Here is a 17,708-nt window from a genome sequence, read left to right on the forward strand (position 1 = left end):
GTTATTTATTGGCAAAGAAGGCGCGCACACGCTGCAGATCTTCTGGTGTATCGACACCCACGGAAGGAATTGCTTTCGCTACTGCCACGTGGATCTTCTCGCCATACCACAGCACGCGCAGCTGCTCGAGGAGCTCGATTTTTTCGAGCTGGCTCGGCTCCCACTGGACGTAACGGCGAATAAAACCGGCGCGATAGGCGTAAATGCCGATGTGGCGCAGGAAAGTATCGCCGATGGTCTCTTTCGAGCTGGCAAAACGCTCACGTTCCCACGGAATAGTGGCACGCGAGAAATAGAGCGCAAAGCCCTGTGCATCCATGACCACTTTCACCGCGTTGGGGTTAAACGCCTCTTCGGCGTCTTCAATCGGCACGGCCAGCGTCGCCATTCCGGCACCGCACTGTGCCAGGTTATCGGCGACCTGACGAACGATCACCGGCGGGATCAGCGGCTCGTCGCCCTGCACGTTCACGATGATTTCATCGTCGGCGAACCCGCATAGCTCGATAACCTCAGCCAGACGCTCGGTGCCAGACTGGTGATCAGGGCGGGTCATACAGACTTCCCCCCCCGCGGCTTCAACGGCGGCTTTGACATCCGGATGATCGGTCGCGACGATAACGCGTGAAGCTCCCGACTCGCGGGCGCGCTCCATGACGTGAACAATCATCGGTTTGCCATCAATGTCGGCCAGCGGCTTGCCGGGCAAACGGCTAGAAGCATAGCGAGCAGGAATAATGGCAACAAAACTCATGGATGGATCTCGTCGGCAGAGAGTGAACGCGCTTCTACTTCGAGCAGCACGGGAATACCGTCGCGAACCGGGTAGGCCAGGCCGTCTGCTTTACAGACCAACTCTTGAGATTCTTTGTTGAAATACAGCTTGCCGTTGCAAACAGGACAAGCAACGATTTCGAGTAAACGATGATCCATAGATCCTCCGTGAGGCGTAGTTAGAGCACTCACTTGCGTCAAAAAACGGACGACAGGTAAGTCATTATGGTGACAGAGAATAGCACAGCGCCTACCCGCCGTTAACTGTTCGGGCTTAAGAAGTTTTTGCGCGGATATTGCGAATTCTATTAGGCAGGCGTATGATTTTTTTGTGACCAATGTCACATAAAAACACTTACTCAAGAGCCAAGAAATGAAACTTTTCCACAAAATTATCGCTATGTTCGCCAACTTCAGCAACTAATGCGCGTTGGTAACGGGTAAACGGCTGCCGACTGCAGCCGTTTTCTATTTACGCCTCCTGCCAATGTCTTACGGCAATAGACTCCAGCCCTCTTCCCAAAACGTTTTCAGCATCTGCGGAATATTGCCCAGTGTCACCTGAGTCGCCCCCTGCCAGCGCGCAAAGCGGCTAATCGCCTCGGTAATATCCTTCACCCTGCGCGGCCCAATGTTAACTCCCGGTTCAAGATGCAGACTTTTTATCTCGAGAATCCCCTGCTTACGGTGCATTTTGGCATCTGTACGGCCAATGATTTCACCACGATTGAGGATAGGCAGGGTGAAGTAACCGTATTGCCGCTTGGCCTCGGGGGTATAGCACTCGATACGATAGTCAAAGTTGAATAGTTCAAGCGCGCGCCGACGGTCCCAAACGACGGGGTCAAAGGGTGACAACAGCGTGGTAACGGTAGAGGTTATCTTGCCTGCCTCGGCCTCGGCCAAAAGGCGGTGCAGAGACTGATGAACATACAGCGGAGAGCTGAAACCGGCGACCTCGACGGGCGTAATAAGGCCGAGATCCAGAAGCTGGGCAGTGAGTTTTTTGCTGTTAACGCGCTTTAGACGATAATAGTCCGCCAGCCACTCTATTCGAAAGATGCCCAGCGCCTGCGCCGAGCGGCAGAGCATGTCGAACTCGGCGTGTTCCTGACTCAGCGTCTGGGTTGCGTCGTCCCAATGCGGCAATATATTGCTACGCAGGTCGTAGACGCGGTGGAAATTACGCCGTTCTGCCACCATCAATTCACCGGAGGTGAACAATGTTTCCAAATGGCGCTTGTGCGGCTTCCAGTCCCACCAGCCGGTGCTTCCTCGCTTATCCAGCGTAAAATCCGCCGAACGTACCGGTCCTTTTTCAGCAATATGATCGAGCAGATCCTTGATGTCAGATTCGTGCTTGTCGAACCAGGCCTGATTAAATTTCCAGCCCATGTTTTGCGGATTCAACATACGATGACGCAGCAGACGGTAATCTTCGACGGGGATAAAGCAGGCCTCATGCGCCCAATACTCGAATATTTTGCGCGCTAAAAGCGCCTCTTCGAGCCATTCGGAAGGGTAGTTTCCAAGGCGGCTAAACAGCACCAGATAAGGGCTACGCGCCACGACGCTGATGGTATCAATTTGCAGAAGCGCCATTTTTTTGATAGCAGAGAGCAGATCATCAGGTTTCGCCTGACGTTTTAGGGGATTTTGCAGCTGTTGTGCGGCGAGATGTAGCGTGCGCGCAGTAGAGAGGGAGAGGCTTGCAGTAGGCATATCGATATCCGTCAAAGGATTAGGTTGCGGATATCGATAGCATATTTTTGTCAGGGGGTAAAATTCACCGCCGCTGAACCTGGCTTAGAAGGCAATAACGTCCGCTGCCGCCGGGCCATGAGTCGAACTGTTGTAAATGGTGAATTCTACACTCTGGCCTGGATTAAGCGATTTATTACGCGTATTCGCAATGGAATTACGGCTTACATAAATCTCTGAAGTACCATCGAGTGGAGAAATGAAACCGTAGCCTTTAGCCGGGTTGAACCATTTAACTAAACCCATTTTTAACATCATAATTTTTATTTCCTTAATTTCGGGCATCCATGACAACGCTTTTTATTATTGTTCGGATGCGTTTGCCCATACTAAAGTTGTTCTTATAAAAAACCTCTAATGAGCAAATTTTGAACCCACCATTGGGGCAGGCATTTAGTCGAGTCAATCGCCACTTCACTGTAGCTTGTTGAATTTGACAACAAGAACAGATGAGAGTTCACAGAAAGTAACCCATTTCATTTTGCCGTAAGGCAACGATGGCCATTTTTATAGAAAGAATACTTATGGGGGGTGATGGGAAGGTTCGTCTTTTTAGCGGAATCAAACTTTTGGTGGAAACAAACAGGAAGATAACGTCTTGGGAGGAACAAATTCACTATAGGGTTAACAACTTTTTGTTGTTAACGATACTGCCTCATAAATAGCTCTGTAATCACAGGCCGTGCAGCATTAACTCATATAATGCTACGCAGGTCAAGTTTTAATCACGATTTCGTGACTAACGAGCTGATGCCTTCAAGCAACGAGGTCGCACCAGGTTCTGAGAGGTATGCATCAACCGGCAAATACCACCAGTTGGCCTGCGCAAAACTACGGCACTTCACTGCATCCTTTTCAGTCATCAGCAAGGTTTGATTATCAGTGGCCAATGCCGCGAGCTGCGCAGACTGGTAGGCCTGATGATCGGCAAAGGAAACTTCACGCTGCGTATGAACGCCGAGCTGGTTGAGCGTGGCAAAGAAACGAGGAGGATGTCCGATACCCGCCATCGCCACCACGTCAGACAACGTTTGCGCCTGGCGCTTCTCGCCGGTCAACACGTTCACCACGTTCCCGGCCTGAAGCCGCATGCCTATCTCATCGCCCTGCCCCTGACCGTCGCCGTTGACGATAATCGCATCGACGCTTTTCAGCCTTGAAGCTCTTTCACGCATCGGTCCGGCAGGAAGCCAGTGGCCGTTGCCGAAACGGCGCACGCCGTCAACCACCACTATCTCGAAATCACGCTGTAATGCGTAATGCTGTAGCCCGTCGTCGGTCACGATAATGTCGACAGAAGAGGCTTTCAGCAGGGCTTTGACGGCGTCGGAACGCACGGGAGAAACGGCAACCGGTGCGCCGGTGCGCTGAAAAATCAGCACCGGCTCGTCACCGGCCTGTGCCGTAGACGTCCCCTCATCAAGTATTAAAGGATAGCTTTCAGCCTTGCCACCGTAACCACGTGAAACGACGCCAACGCGTAATCCCCGCTGCTGCAGCTGCTCGACGAGCCAGATAACGACCGGAGTCTTACCATTACCTCCGGCAGTCAGATTACCGACGATCACCACGGGAACCGGTGCTCGCCAGCTTTTCTTCCACCCTTTTTTATAGCTAAAACGCAATACCAGCGTGATCAATCCATACAGCCAACTGAGTGGCAGTAACAGCAAATAAAGTGCCGATTGACCCGACCAGATGCGCGCTATCATTGACCAAACTGCATCCGGTGAAGCTGGGCATAAGCCCCACGTAGCTCAAGCAGTTCGCTATGCGTTCCGCGCTCAACCACTCGACCATCTTCGACAACCAGGATCTGGTCAGCTTTTTCGATGGTAGAAAGACGGTGCGCAATCACCAGCGAGGTACGGTTTTTTTGCAGTTCGTCGAGAGCAGACTGAATCGCACGTTCGGACTCTGTGTCCAGCGCAGAGGTTGCTTCGTCGAGGATCAGAACCGGTGAGTCACGCAGCAGCGCACGCGCAATCGCGATACGTTGGCGTTGTCCGCCTGACAGCAGCACGCCGTTCTCACCGATGACCGTATCAATACCGTTATCCATTTTGCTAATGAAATCCATGGCATGTGCCATAGTTGCGGCCTTGATAACGTCTTCACGACTGTACTTTTCAGTACGTGCATAAGCGATGTTGTTGGCAATGGTGTCATTAAACAGATGCACGTTTTGTGAAACCAACGCAACCTGATCGCGCAGCGACGCAAGCGTGTATTCGCGCAGGTCGTGGCCATCGAGCAGGATCTCACCTTCCTGAATGTCGTAAAAACGGGTCATCAGGTTGGCAATCGTTGATTTTCCAGAGCCTGAACGTCCCACCAAAGCAACGGTTCTGCCTTCAGGAATTTCAAAAGAGATGTTTCTAAGGGCCGGTTTTTCGCTTTTGCCATAGCTAAAGGTGACGTTTTTGAACTCGATGTCGCCTTTTGCGCGCTCAACGGTCAGCTTGCCTTCGTCTTTCTCTTGTTCCATATCGAGGATACTGAACAGGGTCTGACAGGCTGCCATACCACGCTGGAACTGGGCGTTAACGTTGGTCAAAGATTTCAACGGACGCATCAGTGCGATCATTGAGGAGAAGACCACGGTGATTGTACCGGCAGTCAGCGTTTCCATCACGGATGGGAAGCTCGCGGCATAAAGCACGAAGGCCAGCGCCAGTGAGGCAATCAGCTGAATGATCGGATCAGAAATAGAAGATGCAGAAACCAGACGCATGCCCTGACGGCGCATGTGGTTGCTGACTTTATCAAAACGCTCGGTTTCAACCGTCTGACCACCGAAGATAAGCACCTCTTTGTGCCCTTTCAGCATCTGCTCGGCACTGGTGGTTACCTGGCCCATGGTGTTCTGCATATTCTTGCTGATATTACGGAAACGCTTGGACACTACGCGAATAACCGTAGAAACGATAGGCGCGATAATGACCAGAATGACCGACAACTGCCAGCTGTAGTAGAACATCATGATGAACAGGCCGATAATCGACGCCCCTTCACGTACGACGGTGACCAGCGCGCTCGAGGAGGAGGAAGCAACCTGCTCGGAATCATAGGTGATACGTGACAGTAGCGTTCCGGTGGACTGCTGATCAAAGAAGGCCACTGGCATTCTCATCATATGGCCAAACAGCCGGCGACGCATTTGCATCACAACTTTTCCGGAGACCCAGGAAATACAGTAACTTGAAACATAGCCACTGACCCCACGCACCAGCATCAATCCAATCACGACCAACGGCATCCACAGCAATACGGAGCGATCGGTTTTACCAAAGCCGTCATCCAGCAGAGGTTTTAGCAGCGACAGCATGAGGGTATCACCGGCGGCATTGACCACCAGCGCGATAGCGGCGGCAATAAGCCCGGCTTTAAAAGGTGTGATCATCGGCCAGAGGCGACGGAATGTCTGCCAGGTGGAGAGATCTTTATCATTCATCATGCAATTAACCAGCAGCGAAATAAACAGCGGCCTATTCTACGCATTATCTCCTCTAACGCCAAACCACTGATGATACCAACGTGGCACTAATTGATCACGCAGGCCTTTAATTACCCAATAATTGTTGAAAAAAAACGCACTCAACTGCCCTGCACGTGAAGTATCGTGCCAAATCATCTCGTTTTCGCGATATCGATTTTTTATTTTTTGCGCCGGTAAACGCCATACGTTGTAGCGAGACGCCGAGGCGATAGCGACTTCTGCCCCCGAGGCTCGCAAGAAAGGCCCGAAGGAGGAGGTGTTACTGCCGTGATGTGGAACCTGCAGTAAATTAACCTGTAACCTCGCCCTGCTCTGCTTTACCAGTACAGTTTCGGCAGCACGCTCAATGTCGCCGGTAAGCAGCACGCTAAATTTATTATCGCTGACGCGTACGACGCAGCTGTCATCATTGCCGGCATGGTCTTTCAGCGCGGGGGGCCAGAGCACCTCAAAATCCAGTTCCTGCCACCGCCAGCGCTGTCCTTTCACACAGGGTAAATTTCCTTTAAAAGAGGTCCGCAGACTGGCAGAAGGAAAAGCGGCGCGCACCTGTTTGGTTCCTCCGTTGTGGTCCATGTGGCTATGGCTGACGATTATCTGATCGAGCACGATGTTGCGCCACTGAAGATAAGGCAGGATTTGCATCTGCGCCTGGGACCCCGTCTCCCAACGGTTTCCGGTATCATAAAGTACGCCTCGCCCGTTCTTCTCGATTAATACTGCCAGTCCATGCCCTACGTCCAACATATCGACGCGCCAGTTTTCCCGAGTCGAGGATTGTCGCCACAGCAGCATCACGCCGCACAGCGCAATGACGTCCATCGGATAGGTTTTGATCCATCCCATACGCCAGATTATGATGCCCAGCCATCCTGTCAGGCTGAAAATAAGCACGTTCTCACCTAACGGTAACCAGTAGTTTTCCGCCTTGTTGAGCCCAGCCTCAACCCAATCAAGGCTAATATCGGCGAGCGTCCACATCGCCTGAGTAACGGGAAAGGCAATATCATAGGGGAGAGGCGTTAAAAAGAGCGCCGCTAATACCAAAGGGACGGTAAAAAGCGATACAATCGGCACTGCCCAGAGGTTGGCGAAAAAGGATGCGCTGCTCAACCCATGAAAAATCCCAATTTGCATCGGCAACAGCAATAGGGTCATTCCTGCCTGAAGATGCCCCCAGCGGACCCATGCCCAGTACCAGTGCCGCGCATATCGACTCGGTAAGGGCACCCACTGAAACCAGAATATCAGCCCGGCGACAGCAAAACATGACAACCAAAAACTGTCTGAAAGAATGCTCAATGGGTCGCTAACCATAAGCAACGCCACGCCCCAGCTCCATACTTGCCATGCGGTACAACGCAGACGGCACAGCTTGAGCAACTGCCAAAGTGAAATCGCCAACGCGGCACGCATTGCAGGAGGATTAACCCCCGACAGCCAGGTATAAAACAGCATCGCCAACCAGCTAACAATGAGCGGGAACCGATAGTCTATCCAGCGGAGCGGCAGCAGAAACTGTGTTGCACGCGCCAACAGCCAACCAATGAGTGCCGCCACACCAATATGCAGACCAGAAATAGCCATCAGATGCGCTGTGCCGGTGACCTTATACAGTTGACTCAATGGTTTGCTGATAAGCCCTCGCTCACCAAACGCTAGAGCAAGTAGCACCGGCATATTATCCAGCGTGGTGATTTGCCGCTGTACGTCGCTAATGATCTGCTGGCGTAAAGAACACCCGGCGGTTATTCGCTCTGCCGAGTTAATACGCCCACTTAGCGTCTGGCGATTGGCAACCGCCCAACGCTGACCGTCAAAACCGCCGAGGTTTAACTGGCTGTGCACCGGCCTCAGACTCATGGTGAGCAACCAACGCTGCCCGGCACAGTATCCTTGAGGAAAACCCTCACTGGAGACTTTCGCCGCAATCGGCGGAAATACCCTGACGCCATTGACCTCTTTTAAGGCGATGGGGACATTGTGTTTTTCCTCACGCTGCAAAAAAGGGCTTTCAATGCGCGCCACAACCTGCTGCCTACCGCCGCTAAAGTCTCGCGTTTGCTGCAAAATCTGATTTCCGTTTGCCGTCGCCCAAAGCAGTCCCAGCAGCGCAATGCAAAACAGTTTTGTGCTGCGATAGGGCAAATACCCGGCGATGCAGGCAAGGCAAAATAACGCGATGCACTGATAGCTGTCGGGCAATATCGGCAAAACCGTCAGCGGAAGTATCCCTGCCACTAATGCCAGCGCAGTCTGGGTATAGGTGATATTAATGATGCCCATCCTTAATTGCCTCCGCCACAGGGAGGGTATGCGGCAAGCCGCGAACTGAGAGGACGAGTGTTATTGAGAGACCTATGAGGCGCAATCGGCAAAAGCGGAGGCTGGGAGACGTTGCCCAGAATAAATAAATAAAAAAAACAGGCTTTTAAAATATGCGTCCGAAAGCAAAAAAAAAACGGTGCCCGTGAGGACACCGTTTTATTCGCTATAGGCATACATCTAAGCTAAGGACGAGTCCTTAACCATAAATGTTCGCACGGTCACGCAACTCTTTACCTGGCTTGAAGTGAGGAACGTATTTGCCGTCCAACTCAACTTTGTCACCCGTTTTAGGGTTGCGTCCCACGCGCGGAGCACGGTAGTGAAGAGAAAAACTGCCAAACCCGCGGATTTCGATGCGTTCTCCATCAGCTAAGGTTGCAGCCATATGTTCAAGCATCTCTTTCACGGCATCCTCAACGGCTTTCGCCGGGACATGAGAGTGCTGGCCAGCAAGTCTTTCAATGAGTTCAGACTTGGTCATATAACCTCCAAGCTTTGCAGCTAAACTACCGTTATAGAAGCAGCTCCATCATGGAGCTGCGTCCCGTTATTACTCGCCTTTTGCCGCTTTGAACGCTTCAGCCATAGCGTTAGAGAAGTTGCTTTCGTCTGGCTTGTTGTTAACCACAGCGATTGCATCTTTCTCGTCTGCTTCGTCCTTAGCACGGACGGACAGGCTTACAACGCGGTTCTTACGGTCAACACCGGTGAATTTAGCTTCAACTTCATCACCAACGTTCAGAACCAGAGTTGCGTCTTCAATACGGTCGCGAGAAGCTTCAGAAGCACGCAGGTAACCTTCTACGCCGCCTGCTAATTCAACTGTAGCACCTTTAGCGTCAACTGCAGTTACTTTACCAGTAACAATAGTACCTTTCTTGTTTACAGACAGGTAGTTATTGAACGGGTCTTCTGCCAGTTGCTTCACGCCCAGGGAGATACGCTCACGCTCTGCGTCAACCTGCAGAACCACAGCTGCGATTTCGTCGCCTTTTTTGTATTCACGTACTGCTTCTTCACCTGCAACGTTCCAGGAGATGTCAGACAGGTGAACCAGGCCGTCGATGCCGCCGTCCAGACCGATGAAGATACCGAAGTCAGTGATTGACTTGATTTTACCTTCAACACGGTCGTTCTTGTTGTGAGTTTCTGCGAATTGCTGCCATGGGTTAGCTTTACACTGCTTCAGGCCCAGGGAGATACGACGACGTTCTTCGTCGATGTCCAGAACCATAACTTCCACAACATCACCCACGTTAACAACTTTGGATGGGTGGATGTTTTTGTTGGTCCAGTCCATTTCAGAAACGTGTACCAGACCTTCAACGCCTTCTTCGATTTCTACGAAGCAGCCGTAATCAGTCAGGTTGGTTACACGACCAGTCAGCTTGGTGCTTTCTGGGTAACGTTTAGCGATAGCAACCCATGGATCTTCGCCCAGCTGTTTCAAGCCCAGGGAAACACGAGTACGCTCACGGTCGAATTTCAGAACTTTAACAGTGATTTCGTCGCCAACATTCACGATCTCGCTTGGGTGCTTAACGCGCTTCCAAGCCATATCTGTGATGTGCAGCAGGCCGTCAACACCGCCCAGATCAACGAAGGCGCCGTAGTCAGTGAGGTTCTTAACGATACCTTTAACTTCCATGCCTTCCTGCAGGTTTTCCAGCAGTTGATCGCGCTCAGCGCTGTTCTCAGACTCAATTACTGCACGACGAGAAACAACAACGTTGTTGCGCTTCTGGTCCAGCTTGATGACTTTGAACTCAAGATCTTTGCCTTCGAGATGCAGCGTGTCGCGAACAGGACGCACGTCTACCAGTGAACCTGGCAGGAACGCACGAATACCGTTCAGCTCAACGGTGAAACCGCCTTTAACTTTACCGTTGATAACACCGGTAACAGTTGCAGCTTCTTCGTAAGCTTTTTCCAGCATCAGCCATGCTTCATGACGCTTAGCTTTTTCACGGGACAGCAGGGTTTCACCGAAGCCGTCTTCTACCGCGTCCAGCGCAACATCAACTTCGTCGCCAACCTGGATTTCCAGTTCGCCCTGTGCGTTTTTGAACTGCTCTGCCGGAATAGCAGACTCAGACTTCAGACCGGCGTCAACCAGTACAACGTCTTTGTCGATAGACACGACAACACCACGGACGATGGAACCCGGACGGGTTTCGATTGTTTGTAAGGATTCTTCAAAGAGTTGAGCAAAAGATTCAGTCATGTTGATAATCTTTAGTTTCTTAAGTTTAACGTCCATCTGGCTTCATGCTGGATGGGGTTGTTTCAAATGCCCCACTACCGTCCTGGCGGCGAGGTTAAAAAAAACTGTAGCCAAAATAGGCACTGACCCTGTTCTTTACAAAAAAAGAATGGAGCAGCACCCATAATAGCTCGAATCACCGGGTTTGTTTTTGCGGCAATCCTAGAATTTCAGTGGCATAAGCCAACGCTTTTTCGATAACTGCATCGATGGACATACTGGTTGAATCCAGCATTAATGCATCTTGAGCAGGCACTAAAGGCGCTATAGGCCGATTACGATCGCGGTCATCCCGCTCTTTTATCTCGGCTAAAAGACGTTCAAAGTTAACACTAAAGCCCTTTTCCTGCAACTGTAGCATTCTTCTGTTTGCACGTTCTTCAGGGCTGGCGTCGAGAAAAATCTTCACCGGCGCTTCCGGGAACACCACGGTTCCCATGTCTCGGCCATCGGCAATCAGGCCAGGCATCTCTTTAAACGCACGTTGGCGGCGAAGAAGCGCTTCGCGAACGCGCGGAAAAGCAGCCGCCTGTGACGCGGTATTGCCTACGGTCTCGGTGCGGATCTCGTGCGTGACGTCCTCACCTTCCAAAATAACGTTCAGGTGTCCGTTATTCGCTACAAAGCGAACGTCGAGGTGGGCAGCGAGCGGCACCAGAGCCTCTTCTGACACGATATCAACCTGATGATGCAGCGCCGCAAGAGCCAGAACACGATAAATTGCACCGGAGTCCAGCAGGTGCCATCCAAACGCCTCAGCCAGAGCCTTACACAGTGTGCCTTTACCCGCACCACTTGGCCCGTCAACGGTTATCACTGGGGTTATAGACGAAGTCATAGCCGTCATTCTCTCTCCTTTCGGTGGGGAAAACCCCTCATCGTTAGCCCAACGGGGCTAATTCAGGTGCAGCATTATACGCTGCCTTTAGCCGAACTGTTACCCCGCATCACTATGTTGCGGAAAATAAGCTCACTAACGGGGCAAAACTATTCAACAATTAGGCAAAACAGAGATTATTTAAGCATAGCGGCGGCAGGATGACTGTGCGAAAAAGAAAAAACGGACATCCAAGGACGTCCGTTTTGAAAATTTCAGCAACTTAAGACTTTTTAAGCCGGAGTGCTGAGGGAGGCAAGACGGTCAAAATAGTCTGGGAACGTCTTAGCCGTGCATTTTGGGTCAAGAATAGTAACCGGCGTGTCTGACAACGCCACCAGCGAGAAGCACATCGCCATACGGTGATCGTTATAGGTGCCAATCTCGGCAAAGGTCAGCGTCGCAGGCGGCTCAATGTGAATATAGTCTTCGCCCTCTTCGACCGTTGCCCCCACTTTGCGCAGCTCTGTCGCCATAGCCGCCAAACGGTCAGTCTCTTTCACGCGCCAGTTATAGATGTTGCGCAGCGTCGTCGGGCCCTGAGCAAACAGCGCCGCAGTGGCGATAGTCATAGCCGCATCAGGAATGTGATTCATGTCCATATCGATGCCGTGCAGCTCACCGCGAGTACATTCGATGTAGTCTTCAGACCAGGTGACTTTCGCGCCCATTTTCTCCAGCACATCGGCAAAGCGAATGTCGCCCTGCATGCTGTTCTTACCGATACCTGTTACACGCACGGTGCCCCCCTTGATAGCCGCCGCCGCCAGGAAGTAAGACGCAGAAGACGCATCGCCCTCGACCAGATAGCTGCCCGGAGAAATATAGCTCTGGTTGGCCTGCACGCGGAACTGCTGATAATCCTCGTTGACCACGGTCACACCGAAGGTTTTCATCAGGTTGAGGGTAATGTCGATATATGGCTTCGAGACCAGGTCACCCTTGATGCGGATAAGGGTGTCATTTTCGGCCAGCGGTGCAGTCATCAGCAAAGCGGTCAGGAACTGGCTGGATACGCTGCCGTCAACGCTGATTTCGCCGCCTTTGAAGCCACCGCGCAGGCGCAGTGGCGGATAATCGGTTTGCTCGAGATAGTCTATTTGCGCGCCGCCCAGGCGTAATGCGTCGACCAGATGGCCAATCGGGCGCTCTTTCATGCGTGGCTCACCGGTCAGGACCACGTTCTGCTCACCCAGACACAGAGCCGCGGCCAGAGGACGCATCGCCGTACCCGCGTTACCGAGGAACAGCTCGAGGGAGTCGGCTTTAGGGAAAATACCACCGAGGCCGTCAATCTCGCAGTGAGTGCGGTCTTCGGACAGGCGGTGTGTCACACCCAACTGGGTCAGGGCGTTCAGCATGTGGCGAACGTCATCGCTGTCCAGCAGATTAGTCAGGCGAGTGGTTCCCTTGGCGAAAGCAGCCAACAAAAGCGCACGGTTGGAGACACTTTTCGAGCCAGGTAAGTTGATTGTGCCGTTTACTCGCGCAACAGGTTGTAGGGTCAGGGCTTCCACAATTTCTCCGTACATCGGTATTAGTTTAAAAAAACATAACCCCGGATTTAGGCCGGGGTTATTGTTCAATCAAAAGCATTTGTAAAAAATAAAATGCAAATCAAACAGTTAGTGAAACGTCGACTTAGCCGTGACGTTTTTCGAAGTCGCTCATGAACGCGGTCAGCGCCTGAACGCCTTCCAGCGGCATCGCATTATAGATGGAAGCACGCATGCCGCCTACCACACGGTGACCTTTCAATGCGTGAAGACCGGCTTCAAGTGATTCTTTCAGGAAGACGGCATCCAAAGCAGAGTCTGCCAGCTGGAACGGCACGTTCATGCGTGAACGGTTAGCGTCAGCCACCTGATTACGGTAGAAACTGCTGTTGTCGATGGTGCTGTAAAGCAGCTCGGCCTTGGCCTTGTTGCGTTTTTCGATTTCGACCAGACCGCCCTGCTCTTTCAGCCATTTAAAGACCATGCCAGACAGGTACCAGGCGAAAGTCGGCGGCGTGTTGAACATGGAGTCGTTCTCTGCCAGCACGGTATAGTCGAGGATAGAAGGCAGCTCTTTACGGGCTTTACCCAACAGATCGTCGCGGACGATAACCAGCGTCAGTCCCGCAGGACCGATATTTTTCTGCGCGCCGGCGTAAATAACGCCAAAGCGGCTCACGTCGATTGGGCCGGACAGAATGGTTGATGAGTAGTCGGCAATGACGACTTTATCGCCAAAATCAGGCATTTCGGTGATAGCCAGGCCGTCGATGGTTTCGTTCGGGCAGTAGTGAACATAGGCTGCGTCTTTGCTGAGTTTCCACTCGCTCATTGGCAGCAGACCACGTTTGTCACCCTGAGTGGTGGTGATGTCGATGACGTTCGGGGTGCAATATTTCTGCGCTTCTTTGACCGCGCTGTGCGCCCAGTAGCCGCCGTCGATATAGTCAGCGGTGGCTTTGTCGCCCAGCAGGTTCAGTGGAATAGCAGCGAACTGGGCGCGCGCGCCACCGTGACAGAACAGCACTTTATAGTTCGAGGGGATGTTCATCAGGTCACGAATATCCTTTTCGGATTCCTCGGCTACCTGAATAAACTCCTTGCTACGGTGACTGATTTCCATCACCGAGGTACCGAGACCGTGCCAGTTACAGAGTTCTTGTTCAGCACGACGTAAGACTTCAGCCGGGATCATTGCCGGACCTGAGCTAAAATTATAAACCTGAGTCATTTCCCCTCACCACTTCTCTTTGATAGCTACTTGAAAGCCAGTTGAGTTGTTGATAGTTCGCCACATTGAATCGTTTGCGTGTATCAACAACCAGTTTATCGGTTTTATCACTGGTCACCACCGGCTGCAATTGTTATTCACCAAAGATTAATAATCAGTAATAAAATTCATGTCGGCGGCCGTCATATTCTTTTTCCTTAGTGGCATGAATACGTGGAGCTCAGGTCAAAAACCCCGTATCATTGCGCGTTTTTAGAACGCACAAAAGTGAACTCAATGACGCAAACTTTTATCCCTGGCAAAGACGCGGCGCTGGAAGACTCCATCTCCCGTTTTCAGCAAAAACTCACCGACCTCGGCTTCAATATTGAAGAGGCCTCGTGGCTGAATCCGGTCCCGCACGTCTGGTCCGTGCATATCCGCGACCGCGACTGCCCGCTGTGCTTTACCAACGGCAAGGGAGCCAGTAAAAAAGCGGCATTGGCCTCGGCGCTGGGCGAATATTTCGAACGCCTGTCTACCAACTACTTTTTCGCCGACTTCTATCTCGGAAAAGATATTGCCGAAGGCGATTTCGTTCACTACCCAAATGAAAAATGGTTCCCGATCCCGGCCGACAACAGTCTGCCTGCGGGCATTCTCGATGAGCGTCTGCATGCGTTCTATGACGCAGAGAAAGAGCTGACCGGCAGCGAGTTGATCGACCTGCAGTCCGGCAATGCCGATCGCGGTATCTGTGCCCTGCCGTTCACCCGTCAGTCAGACCAGCAAACCGTCTACATTCCGATGAACATTATCGGTAACCTGTATGTCTCCAACGGCATGTCTGCGGGTAATACCGCTAACGAAGCGCGCGTTCAGGGTCTGTCAGAAGTCTTCGAACGTTATGTCAAGAATCGCATCATCGCTGAATCTATCAGCCTGCCGGAAATTCCTGCCGACGTGCTGGCGCGCTATCCTGGCGTCGTTGAAGCGATTGCCAAACTGGAAGAAGAAGGCTTCCCTATTCTTTCTTACGACGCCTCCCTGGGCGGCGAATATCCGGTTATCTGCGTCGTGCTGTTTAACCCAGCCAATGGCACCTGTTTCGCCTCCTTCGGCGCTCACCCTGACTTCGGCGTTGCGCTTGAGCGTACCGTTACCGAACTGCTGCAGGGCCGTAGCCTGAAAGATCTCGACGTGTTCACTGCACCGACCTTCGATGATGAAGAAGTGGCAGAGCATGCGAACCTTGAAACCCACTTCATCGACTCAAGCGGCCTTATCTGTTGGGACCTGTTCAAGCAGGACGCAGACTATCCGTTCGTTGACTGGAGCTTCAGCGGGACCACCGAAGAAGAGTTCGCGACGCTGATGGCTATCTTCGACAAAGAAGACGCCGAGGTTTACATCGCCGACTATGAGCATCTCGACGTTTACGCTTGCCGCATCATCGTTCCAGGCATGTCCGACATTTACCCTGCCGAAGACCTGCTGCTGGCTAATAACAGCATGGGCGCCCACCTGCGCGAGCAAATCCTGGCGCTTCCGGACAGCGATTTCGCTCCAGAAGAATATCTGGAAATGATCACCCAGCTGGACGACGAAGGTCTGGACGACTTCACCCGCGTTCGTGAACTGCTGGGCATTGCCAGCGGTAAAGACAACGGCTGGTACACGCTGCGCGTTGGCGAGCTGAAATCTATGCTGGCGCTGGCCGGCGGGGATATGGATCAGGCGCTGACCTGGGCTGAATGGGCGCACGAGTTTAACGCCTCCGTTTACAGCGCAGAACGCAACAACTACTACCGTTGCCTGCAAACGCTGCTGCAGCTGGCGCTTGAGCCAGAGCGCGAAGCGTCCCAGTACTACACGGCGTTTGTTAAGATGTACGGTCAGGAAGCCGTTGACCGTGCTTCTGCTGCTATCAGCGGTGAAGAGCGTTTCCATGGCCTGTTTGCGGTTGACCCCGAGCTAAAAGCGCTGCCAGCGCATCAGGGTCTGCTGGCCGCTTACGAAAAATTGCAGGCCGCCAAGCGTCGTCACTGGTCAAAAGCCTAAGGCTTCAGCCTGATCATTGACTCCATCAAACCGGCGGGAAACTGCCGGTTTTTTATTAGTACGTTATGAAAAATAAGCCGGTTTTCACGACCTCGATTCCAGTGAAAAAATAAATTGGTTTAACTGCTTTGACTCTCCGAGCAAACAGGCGTTAAATATCGCAAAATTGCTCCCTGACATTAAAATACGCTGCAAAGCGGCACTTTTATATTTCAAAATAACAGACAGCCCCAAAGGTTCGTACCGCAGGGTAATTTCTGATTATTGCATATAATTCAATGAACAAGCGCAATAACCTCAGGTTACCTTCAACATTTTTTGCAAGAATTAAAAAGTTTTTTTACATTAAAAATCATAAGGTTAACTATAAAACTACGTATTAAAATCCCGCAACACTCCCTCGTTCAGACCCGACTTATGATCCAAATCAATATCTCAACTACACTACGTTGCTAATATCTTTCTTGCAGTGCATGGCCCTTCATAAGAGAGAGTTAATGTGAACGCTGACAACCCCTTCAATTTATTATTACCCGCTGCCACAGCAAAAGTTGCTGAAGATGCAGGGGTGTACAAAGCCACTAAGCAACCTATCAAAACTTTTTTCCTGGCGATAACCGCTGGCGTCTTTATTTCGATAGCCTTTGTTTTCTACCTGACCTCAACCACCGGCACTGCCGCCGTGCCTTTCGGCTTGGCAAAACTGGTTGGGGGCATCTGTTTCTCACTCGGCCTGATGCTGGTGGTGGTCTGCGGCGCAGACCTGTTTACCTCCACCGTGCTTATCGTCATCGCCAAGGCCAGTGGCCGAATTACCTGGGGGCAGCTCGCACGCAACTGGGCCAATGTTTATATCGGTAATCTGATCGGTGCGTTGCTGTTTGTCGCGTTGATCTGGTTCTCCGGCATGATGATGACCGACAACGGTCTGTGGGGACTCAACGCACTGCAAACCGCCGACCATAAAATGCATCACACCTTCATCGAGGCCGTTTGCCTCGGCATTTTGGCCAATCTGATGGTCTGTCTTGCGGTGTGGATGAGCTACTCGGGCCGCAGCCTGATGGACAAAATGTTCGCCATGATTCTGCCGGTCGCGATGTTCGTTGCCAGCGGATTCGAACACAGCATCGCCAACATGTTCATGATCCCACTGGGCATCGTCATCAAATGTTTCGCGCCAGCCAGCTTCTGGCAAGCCGTTGGCAGCGCACCAGAGAAGTTCGCCGAACTCAATATCACCAACTTTATCGTCGACAATCTGATCCCAGTGACTATTGGCAACATCATCGGCGGTGGTCTGCTGGTCGGCCTGACCTACTGGGTCATATATCTCCGTGATGAGCAGCCTCACTAATATCCGACGCGGCTTGTCTCAAAATTTTTAAACTTGTTTTCAAGTTATCTCGATAACGCAATTTCTTGAAAAATCAAAATTA

14 protein-coding genes are annotated in these 17,708 nt (G+C 51.8%); 2 read left to right on the forward strand and 12 right to left on the reverse strand.

Annotation, left to right across the window (positions count from 1 at the left end):
* Position 1 precedes the first annotated feature (1 nt).
* The 12 genes from kdsB to serC form a co-directional block, all read right to left on the reverse strand.
* On the reverse strand, positions 2-754 hold the full coding sequence (gene kdsB / locus O1V65_RS12145) for a 3-deoxy-manno-octulosonate cytidylyltransferase (protein ID WP_084912752.1): 753 nt from the start codon (positions 752-754) through the stop codon (positions 2-4).
* Positions 751-933, reverse strand: coding sequence for a Trm112 family protein (locus O1V65_RS12150; RefSeq protein ID WP_009636632.1), 183 nt, complete (start codon positions 931-933; stop codon positions 751-753). Before O1V65_RS12150 ends, kdsB begins: the two co-directional genes overlap by 4 nt.
* A gap of 333 nt (positions 934-1,266) precedes the next feature.
* Positions 1,267-2,496 carry a winged helix-turn-helix domain-containing protein gene (locus tag O1V65_RS12155; RefSeq protein ID WP_227952726.1) on the reverse strand — a complete coding sequence of 410 codons (1,230 nt, stop codon included), beginning with the start codon at positions 2,494-2,496 and terminating at the stop codon, positions 1,267-1,269.
* Positions 2,497-2,580: 84 nt separating this feature from the next.
* Positions 2,581-2,793, reverse strand: a complete 213-nt coding sequence (locus O1V65_RS12160) for a cold-shock protein (RefSeq protein ID WP_017494095.1) — start codon at positions 2,791-2,793, stop codon at positions 2,581-2,583.
* A gap of 467 nt (positions 2,794-3,260) precedes the next feature.
* The gene (gene lpxK / locus O1V65_RS12165) at positions 3,261-4,247 is read right to left on the reverse strand and encodes a tetraacyldisaccharide 4'-kinase (protein WP_269129758.1); all 987 of its coding nucleotides are present in this window, start codon (positions 4,245-4,247) and stop codon (positions 3,261-3,263) included.
* A complete protein-coding gene (gene msbA / locus O1V65_RS12170) occupies positions 4,244-5,992 on the reverse strand; it encodes a lipid A ABC transporter ATP-binding protein/permease MsbA (RefSeq protein ID WP_017494098.1) in 1,749 nt (582 codons plus the stop codon). Before msbA ends, lpxK begins: the two co-directional genes overlap by 4 nt.
* Positions 5,993-6,028: 36 nt before the next feature.
* A complete protein-coding gene (locus tag O1V65_RS12175; protein ID WP_269129759.1) occupies positions 6,029-8,320 on the reverse strand; it encodes a ComEC family protein in 2,292 nt (763 codons plus the stop codon).
* A 238-nt stretch (positions 8,321-8,558) separates the two neighbouring features.
* Positions 8,559-8,843, reverse strand: coding sequence for an integration host factor subunit beta (ihfB, locus tag O1V65_RS12180; RefSeq protein ID WP_009636638.1), 285 nt, complete (start codon positions 8,841-8,843; stop codon positions 8,559-8,561).
* Between the two features lie 69 nt (positions 8,844-8,912).
* Positions 8,913-10,586 (reverse strand): 30S ribosomal protein S1, encoded by a 1,674-nt coding sequence (gene rpsA, locus O1V65_RS12185; protein ID WP_026110510.1) that lies wholly within the window; start codon positions 10,584-10,586, stop codon positions 8,913-8,915.
* 175 nt (positions 10,587-10,761) lie between these two features.
* Complete coding sequence (cmk, locus tag O1V65_RS12190) at positions 10,762-11,463, reverse strand: (d)CMP kinase (RefSeq protein ID WP_026110509.1); 702 nt, start codon at positions 11,461-11,463, stop codon at positions 10,762-10,764.
* Positions 11,464-11,735: 272 nt separating this feature from the next.
* Positions 11,736-13,019 (reverse strand): 3-phosphoshikimate 1-carboxyvinyltransferase, encoded by a 1,284-nt coding sequence (gene aroA / locus O1V65_RS12195; RefSeq protein WP_084912748.1) that lies wholly within the window; start codon positions 13,017-13,019, stop codon positions 11,736-11,738.
* A 124-nt stretch (positions 13,020-13,143) separates the two neighbouring features.
* Positions 13,144-14,229: a 3-phosphoserine/phosphohydroxythreonine transaminase gene (serC, locus tag O1V65_RS12200; RefSeq protein ID WP_017491742.1), complete on the reverse strand. Its 1,086-nt coding sequence runs from the start codon at positions 14,227-14,229 to the stop codon at positions 13,144-13,146.
* Between the two features lie 276 nt (positions 14,230-14,505).
* Here serC and ycaO point away from each other — a divergent pair, with 276 nt between their 5' ends.
* Together ycaO and focA are read left to right on the forward strand one after the other, a co-directional pair.
* Positions 14,506-16,269, forward strand: coding sequence for a 30S ribosomal protein S12 methylthiotransferase accessory factor YcaO (gene ycaO, locus O1V65_RS12205; RefSeq protein WP_227952724.1), 1,764 nt, complete (start codon positions 14,506-14,508; stop codon positions 16,267-16,269).
* Positions 16,270-16,768: 499 nt separating this feature from the next.
* A complete protein-coding gene (gene focA / locus O1V65_RS12210; RefSeq protein ID WP_026110508.1) occupies positions 16,769-17,626 on the forward strand; it encodes a formate transporter FocA in 858 nt (285 codons plus the stop codon).
* The last annotated feature ends 82 nt before the right edge of the window (positions 17,627-17,708 follow it).

The organism is Rouxiella badensis (assembly GCF_026967515.2).
Lineage (GTDB): Bacteria > Pseudomonadota > Gammaproteobacteria > Enterobacterales > Enterobacteriaceae > Rouxiella > Rouxiella badensis.

Bases quoted from the DNA above. Each gene is read 5' to 3' on its own strand.
- kdsB (WP_084912752.1), bottom strand. From the start codon at position 754: ATGAGTTTTGTTGCCATTATTCCTGCTCGCTATGCTTCTAGCCGTTTG.
- O1V65_RS12150 (WP_009636632.1), bottom strand. From the start codon at position 933: ATGGATCATCGTTTACTCGAAATCGTTGCTTGTCCTGTTTGCAACGGC.
- O1V65_RS12155 (WP_227952726.1), bottom strand. From the start codon at position 2,496: ATGCCTACTGCAAGCCTCTCCCTCTCTACTGCGCGCACGCTACATCTC.
- O1V65_RS12160 (WP_017494095.1), bottom strand. From the start codon at position 2,793: ATGATGTTAAAAATGGGTTTAGTTAAATGGTTCAACCCGGCTAAAGGC.
- lpxK (WP_269129758.1), bottom strand. From the start codon at position 4,247: ATGATAGCGCGCATCTGGTCGGGTCAATCGGCACTTTATTTGCTGTTA.
- msbA (WP_017494098.1), bottom strand. From the start codon at position 5,992: ATGATGAATGATAAAGATCTCTCCACCTGGCAGACATTCCGTCGCCTC.
- O1V65_RS12175 (WP_269129759.1), bottom strand. From the start codon at position 8,320: ATGGGCATCATTAATATCACCTATACCCAGACTGCGCTGGCATTAGTG.
- ihfB (WP_009636638.1), bottom strand. From the start codon at position 8,843: ATGACCAAGTCTGAACTCATTGAAAGACTTGCTGGCCAGCACTCTCAT.
- rpsA (WP_026110510.1), bottom strand. From the start codon at position 10,586: ATGACTGAATCTTTTGCTCAACTCTTTGAAGAATCCTTACAAACAATC.
- cmk (WP_026110509.1), bottom strand. From the start codon at position 11,463: ATGACTTCGTCTATAACCCCAGTGATAACCGTTGACGGGCCAAGTGGT.
- serC (WP_017491742.1), bottom strand. From the start codon at position 14,229: ATGACTCAGGTTTATAATTTTAGCTCAGGTCCGGCAATGATCCCGGCT.
- ycaO (WP_227952724.1), top strand. From the start codon at position 14,506: ATGACGCAAACTTTTATCCCTGGCAAAGACGCGGCGCTGGAAGACTCC.